This window comes from Vibrio sp. 1F263 (assembly GCF_041439035.1).
Taxonomy (GTDB): Bacteria; Pseudomonadota; Gammaproteobacteria; order Enterobacterales; family Vibrionaceae; genus Vibrio; species Vibrio tasmaniensis_A.
Genome location: NZ_JBGONI010000006.1, coordinates 182,888 through 189,589 on the forward strand (window position 1 = coordinate 182,888; position 6,702 = coordinate 189,589).

Annotated in this window: 5 protein-coding genes; 1 reads left to right on the top strand and 4 read right to left on the bottom strand. The window is 42.4% G+C overall.

What is annotated here, in order from left to right; all coding sequences use genetic code 11:
* Positions 1 to 6 precede the first annotated feature (6 nt).
* The 4 genes from cobA to nirB all read right to left on the bottom strand — a co-directional run bounded on the left by cobA (position 7) and on the right by nirB (position 4,988).
* Positions 7 to 783, bottom strand: coding sequence for a uroporphyrinogen-III C-methyltransferase (cobA, locus tag ACED25_RS06440; RefSeq protein ID WP_009845416.1), 777 nt, complete (start codon positions 781 to 783; stop codon positions 7 to 9).
* A 316-nt stretch (positions 784 to 1,099) separates the two neighbouring features.
* Positions 1,100 to 1,915, bottom strand: a complete 816-nt coding sequence (locus ACED25_RS06445; RefSeq protein WP_012600575.1) for a formate/nitrite transporter family protein — start codon at positions 1,913 to 1,915, stop codon at positions 1,100 to 1,102.
* A gap of 175 nt (positions 1,916 to 2,090) precedes the next feature.
* Positions 2,091 to 2,414, bottom strand: coding sequence for a nitrite reductase small subunit NirD (nirD, locus tag ACED25_RS06450; protein WP_009845418.1), 324 nt, complete (start codon positions 2,412 to 2,414; stop codon positions 2,091 to 2,093).
* Positions 2,415 to 2,429: 15 nt separating this feature from the next.
* A complete protein-coding gene (gene nirB, locus ACED25_RS06455) occupies positions 2,430 to 4,988 on the bottom strand; it encodes a nitrite reductase large subunit NirB (RefSeq protein ID WP_012600574.1) in 2,559 nt (852 codons plus the stop codon).
* 872 nt (positions 4,989 to 5,860) lie between these two features.
* Here nirB and ACED25_RS06460 point away from each other — a divergent pair.
* Positions 5,861 to 6,702 (top strand): hypothetical protein (locus tag ACED25_RS06460; RefSeq protein ID WP_371694894.1); only part of this gene is annotated, 842 nt, incomplete at its 3' end.

A 6,702-nucleotide genomic window follows, 5' to 3' on the forward strand; every position in this document is an offset into this window, starting at 1 on the left:
AATCACTTAAGCTTGCTTGTTAAACCAAGCCAGTTTTTCATGGAGCTGAGCAACACTTCCAACCACAATCAGTGCAGGGCTCTTTGCAACGCCAGCAAGATCAGCTAGATCACGTAGCCCACCTCTAAACACTTTCTGCTCTTGGCGAGTGCCATTTTCGATAATCGCAACAGGCATGTCTTCTCGCATACCATTATCGAGTAAGTTCTTCTGAATGTTCGGACTCTCTTTCAAGCCCATGTAAAACACGATCGTGTGATTGTGCTGAGCAAGAGATTGCCAGTCAATATCTTCGCCATCTTTCTTCAAGTGACCTGTAATAAACTGCACGCTTTGCGCGTGATCACGGTGCGTCAACGGAATGCCCGCATAAGCAGTTGCGCCTGCAGCTGCTGTGATGCCCGGAATCACTTCAAATCTCACGTCATTCTCAGCTAACGTTTCACACTCTTCACCACCACGGCCAAAGATAAACGAGTCACCACCTTTTAAGCGTACTACGTGCTTGTTCTCTTGCGCTTTAGTGACCAACAGTTGGTTGATCTGATCTTGCGGTACACAATGATGATCAAGCTTTTTACCCACATACAGCATTTCTGCTTCTGGGTTAGCCATCGCCAAAATATCTTTTGATACCAAGCGGTCATAAACCAACACGTCTGCTTGTTGAATCACTCGTGCGGCTTTTAGTGTAAGTAGGTCTGGGTCGCCCGGACCTGCACCTACCAATGAAACAAATCCATTGCTTACTTCTTTAACATTCGATGACGATACTTCTGACATTCTGCGCTCCGAAGGTTTGCTTGTTTTATCTCAAGCTTCAATCTATGTGATAAGTCACTGTATTCATAATGACTTATCAAAATCCTTACCTCTTAGACTATCAGGTGTTGAAATAAATATTCAGTCTAAATACTAACGAAGATAGAAATAATTATAACAAAACAATCTATTGCGGATGCTTTGCTCAATAGCAAACAACGCATCTATGATAACTAAGGTGTTGTCTGCCCGAGAATACACTGACAGCTTTCAAACTAAAAAAGCCCCAAACACGTTGTTGGGGCTTTCAATCTCATACTAACTTACGTTTACCGTATTACTTCGCGCCTAGAGAAGGAGCTGTTTTAGCATGAGTCAGGTATAGAGGAACACACGTTAACAGTAGGCCACCAACGATGTTACCTAAGATTGTTGGGATAAGGTTGAAGTTCAACCATGTCGCGATACCGAAGTCAGCGCCAAGAATCATACCCAGTGGGAATAGGAACATGTTTACAACTGTGTGCTCAAATACAAGTGCGAAGAAGATGAAGATTGGGAACCACATCATTGCTACACGACCAGCAACTGTGCGTGCAGTCATGTTACCAATCACACCTAGACAAACCATTAGGTTACAGAAGATGCCGCGCACGAAACATGTGATCCAGCCGTCCATGCCCATATTTTCAAACCCTAGGCTACGACCTGTAGAAACAGCAATGAACTTTTGAGCAACTGCGTTTGGTTCTAAAGAGAAGTTACCTGTAAGTGAAATTGCCACTAACACTGCAACAATTAAAGAACCGATAAGGTTACCAAGACCAACAAGACCCCAACAACGTAAAATACGACCCCAAGTAATACCTGGACGGTTATCAAATTTCGCTAAAGGAGCAAGGCCAAATACACCGGTTACTAGGTCATAGCCCATTACACTTAGAATGACGAAGCCCACAGGGAACACAAGAGCGCCAACAATACCAATGCCTGTTTGCACGATAGTCGTGATTGCCACTACAACAGCAAGAGAAAGAATGATGCCTGCCATTGTGCTTCGAATCAGTAGATCACGAGTACTTGTTTTCGTTTTCGCTTCACCTACATCGATCATTGTTTGAACGAATTCTGCTGGTTTAAAATCAGTAGACATAAGATTGTCCTTAAAAAGTTAAAATTAAAAGTTGAAATCGGATAGGAAAAGGTTCTAATTGCCGAATTAAGGCAATGTCGATAACTAGAACCCTTGATCTATCAAATCTTGCTAAGTAACTGTGTCGAAATTTCGAACTAACTATGATTTCGCACTAGCTATGGTTTCGAACTAACTATGCTGAAACTTCTACAGCACCTTTAGTAACGCGAGCTTTATACGCTTTTACACTGAAGCTCTCGTCTTCCATGCACACACCTGTTGCTAGGTTAAAGCGTTGCTTCTTAAGTGGGCTTGCCACCCAAAGCTCACCTTTGTGCTCAACCGTTAAACCGCGAGATAAAACGTTTGATTGAAAAAACGGGTCAGTGTTACTAATAGCGAACACTTCTTCGGCTTTAGTTGGGCGGAAAATAGCCACTTGCTCACCACCAACCAACGCACAAACACCGGTACCTGGAATAATGTCTTCGATCTTACAAACTTTGGTAAATGCCATGATGTCCTCTCCCAATTAAACCAGTTCAACGTGAAGGATGTCGCCCTTCGCTTCTGGGTGTTTTTCTGTGAATGTTGCTGGGCGGTGTTGTTCACGGCCATCGTCAACAAACACAACGTTTTCATCACGGTCATCAGCATTGATGAAGTGTGAGAAGCGCTTAAGTTGAGCTTCGTCGTTGATAGTGTCAGTCCACTCACAAGCAAAGTTACCCACAAGGCCAGCTACGTCCGCTTCAAGTTGGTCATTGATGCCAAGCTTGTTGTCGACAATCACTTCACGTAGGTAATCGACACCGCCTTCTAGGTTGTCCATCCATACCGAAGTACGTTGTAGTGGCGCAGCCGTGCGGATGTAGAACATCATGAAACGGTCGATGTATTTGATCAGCGTTTCTTGGTCTAGGTCGCTTGCAAGTAAGTCTGCGTGACGAGGTTTCATACCACCGTTACCACATACGTACATGTTCCAACCTGCGTCAGTCGCGATAATACCTAAATCTTTACCTTGAGCTTCAGCACACTCACGAGTACAGCCAGACACACCAAACTTCATCTTATGAGGAGTACGGATGCCTTTGTAACGGTTCTCGATCATCACACCTAGGCCAACTGAATCTTGAACGCCGTAACGACACCAAGTTGAACCGACACATGTCTTAGCCATACGTAGCGCCTTCGCGTACGCTTGACCTGTTTCGTAGCCCGCAGCAACTAACTTCTTCCAGATTGCTGGTAAGTCATCTTTTTGAGCACCGAATAGACCGATACGCTGAGCACCTGTGATCTTGGTGTAAAGGTTGTATTCAGCCGCTACATCAGCAAGAACGCTTAGTGCTTGAGGCGTTACTTCACCACCTGCCATACGAGGGATAACAGAGTAAGTACCGTCTTTTTGGATGTTACCTAGGAAGTTATCGTTGGTATCATGCAGTTTCACTAGCTCAGGCTTAAGGATGTGCTCACCCCAGCAAGAAGCAAGAATAGAACCCGCTAGAGGCTTACATACTTCACAGCCGTAGCCTTTACCGTATTTCTCTAGTAACTCATCGAATGTTTTGATTTCTTCGATACGAATCAAGTGGAAAAGCTCTTGGCGAGAGTAAGCAAAGTGCTCGCATACGTCGTTCTTCACTTCAACACCGGCTTTAGCAAGTTCAGCGTTCAGTACTGAAGTCACAAGTGGAATACAACCACCACAGCCAGTACCAGCACCAGTTACTGCTTTGATATCACCAATTGTATGGTGACCTTCAGCAACGGCTTGTGCAATCTTGCCTTTAGTTACATCGAAACAAGAACAGATAACAGCAGACTCAGGAAGAGAATCCGCGCCAAGTGTTGGCTTTTCAGCACCCGCGTGAGCAGGAAGAATCAATGCATCTGGATGCTCTGGCAGGTCGATTTCATTCAGCATTAGCTGAAGAAGATCACCATAGTCAGACGTATCACCGACCATTACCGCACCAAGCAGCTTCTTGTTGTCTTCAGAAACGATTAGTCGCTTGTAAATTTCTTGTTCTTCGTTTTGGTAAACGTAGCTCTTACAACCTGGAGTGCGGCCGTTAGCATCACCGATAGAACCTACTTTCACGCCAAGAAGCTTAAGCTTCGCAGACATGTCTGCACCTTCAAATGTGCTTTCGTTACCAACAACGTGGTCAACCGCAACGGTCGCCATTTTGTAACCAGGAGCCACTAGACCGTAGAACGTTTGGTTCCAAGATGCACACTCACCGATAGCGTAGATATCTTTGTCTGTCGTTTGACAGTGATCGTTAATCTCGATACCACCGCGAGGCGCAATACCTAGGCCCATTTGACGAGCAAGTTTGTCTTGTGGGCGAATACCAGCAGAGAATACGATGAAATCAGTTTCTAGCTCTGTACCGTCTGCAAAACGCATTACGTTACGAGCTTCAGTGCCTTCAGGAGCAATTTCAAGCGTGTTCTTACTTGTATGAACGTTTACGCCCATACGTTCGATTTTTTGACGAAGTTGATTACCACCAGCAAGATCAAGCTGCTCTGCCATAAGCTTGGGAGCAAACTCTACAACGTGAGTCGTCACACCTAATGCCTTTAGTGCACCAGCCGCTTCAAGACCAAGTAGACCACCACCAACAACAACACCAGATTTAGAATTCTTTGCCGTCGCTTCGATAGCTTTTAAGTCTTCGATAGTACGGTAAACAAAACAGTCTTTACCTTCGTGGCCTTTAATTGGCGGTACAAACGGGAAAGAACCAGTAGCAAGAACAAGTTTGTCGTATTGAATTTCACGACCCGTGCTTGAGTAAACTGTTTTCTTTTCACGGTTAACGTTGATAGCACGTTCACCGATCAGCATGTTGATGCCGTGTTTCTCGTAGAAGCCTTCTTTTACCAAAGAAAGTTCATCTGCAGTATGGTGTGAAAAGTAAGAAGAAAGGTGCACACGGTCATACGCAACACGTGGTTCTTCACAGAACACCGTGATGTCCATGTTTGCAACATCTGTCTTCTCGACTAAATCTTCGATATAGCGATGACCGACCATCCCGTTACCGATTACGACTAGCTTCATCTTGCTCATAAGAATTCCTGAAGGTTATATATTTCTTAACTGAGCGAATAATGAATTATGAAAGAAAATGAAAATATGATGTAAATCAATTACGAAAACAAACTACCCTAAAGGGGTAGAACAAAAGAGGTAGATATGCTTAATTAACAAGCAAAGCAAACGAATAACCACAGTTTACATAGGGTTTAGCGGGGTTTTATATACACTTCAGTGCATTAAGCGGAATGTTGTAAAGTTTCACAATAGGTTACCAATAACGTAAGTAAATGACAATCATTTTCATTTAGCTTATTATAAATATATATAGAAACCTATAAATACATGTAGAACACCGTTTGCGTGAAAAACTATGTGTAATTGTGAAAACCACTCCTACCTATTCGGAATGTAAACAAAGCTGTTCGCCCTTTTAAGCGGTGAGCAACGCAATCAATACCTTGGCATTGACCTTGGAATAACACCTTAAACACATAGTAAAATGCCACGCATAGCGAATCAGACTTAAACATTCGTCAGAATTCTATTCCCACACAGCTACGTTAAAGCCTTGTTGACCTATCTCTACATCAAAAAGCTCCTAAACCAAATAACTTCTTATGGACGTAACTTGGGTATATAGCTGAAAATAGATAATTTATTGCATTGTATCTGCTCAAACCACTTTAGCCTTTATGACGTGACCGACTATTGCATGTGTGCGCAAGATGGTTGTGATTTTAAATTCAATGCTCAGAGATGGTGCTATATGGGATGAAAACAGCGCCAAAAATTAACTATTGACACCATAGTCGGTTGTTATGCAAACGATATAACACTACTTTATTGTTGACATAATAATGAGCAGTAAATACTGTATAAAAAAACACACTGTGGAAATGAACATGAATAAAGATGACAAACAAAAAGAACATAGTATTAAATCTGAAGTAACACGCTCAACTAATTTAGACCGTTTGAAATATACTGTTTTTGCGTTCTCCTTCTATACCTACGTCGCCGGAGCTCTATACTTCTACGGAATGATGAGTTCACTAGGGTTCAAAGGCGCATCTTTAGACAGTATTTTCTCTCCGCTTGTCTATTCTCAATATTTTGCTGCAGATATTCTGTCTAAGACATTCGTTCTACGAGACTTCAAAGCATTGCTTTTCCCGTTAAACACTACACTCATAGTAACGTTGATGGTTTTCGTAAGTGCTTTGGCGATTCACTTCAAGTCGTGGGAAAAGGTTTCAGCCAAAATTAATAAAAAAAATCAAAACAAGAAACCTTTAAGCCAAAAAAACCTTCCTCTTATCTCACTTCTGACATTTCCGCTAATGTATTTAGGTCAGCTGCTTACAGCAGCTGTACTTGTCGCCTTAATTTCGATTGCAGCTCTTCCGTTATTTGCACCATATTTGATGGGCGAGACGGCTGGAAAAAAAATCATTGAACATAATAATGGTGAAGTCTGCCGAATTTTTGACTGGAACTCCGAAGAATACAAAACTCAAAATATTGTATTGAGTTGCGAGAAAGTACGAGTAAGTAAATCGGGAAATACCGTTTCGGGGACAGTAATTCATACTGACCAAAAATTTGTATATGCGATAACTAACGATTTACTAATACGAGTTAAAGACGATCAAGTAATTTCCTGCACAACAAAGCAATATAAACAGGATAAACAGGATAAACAGGATAAACAGGATAAACAGGATAAACAGGATAAACAGGATAG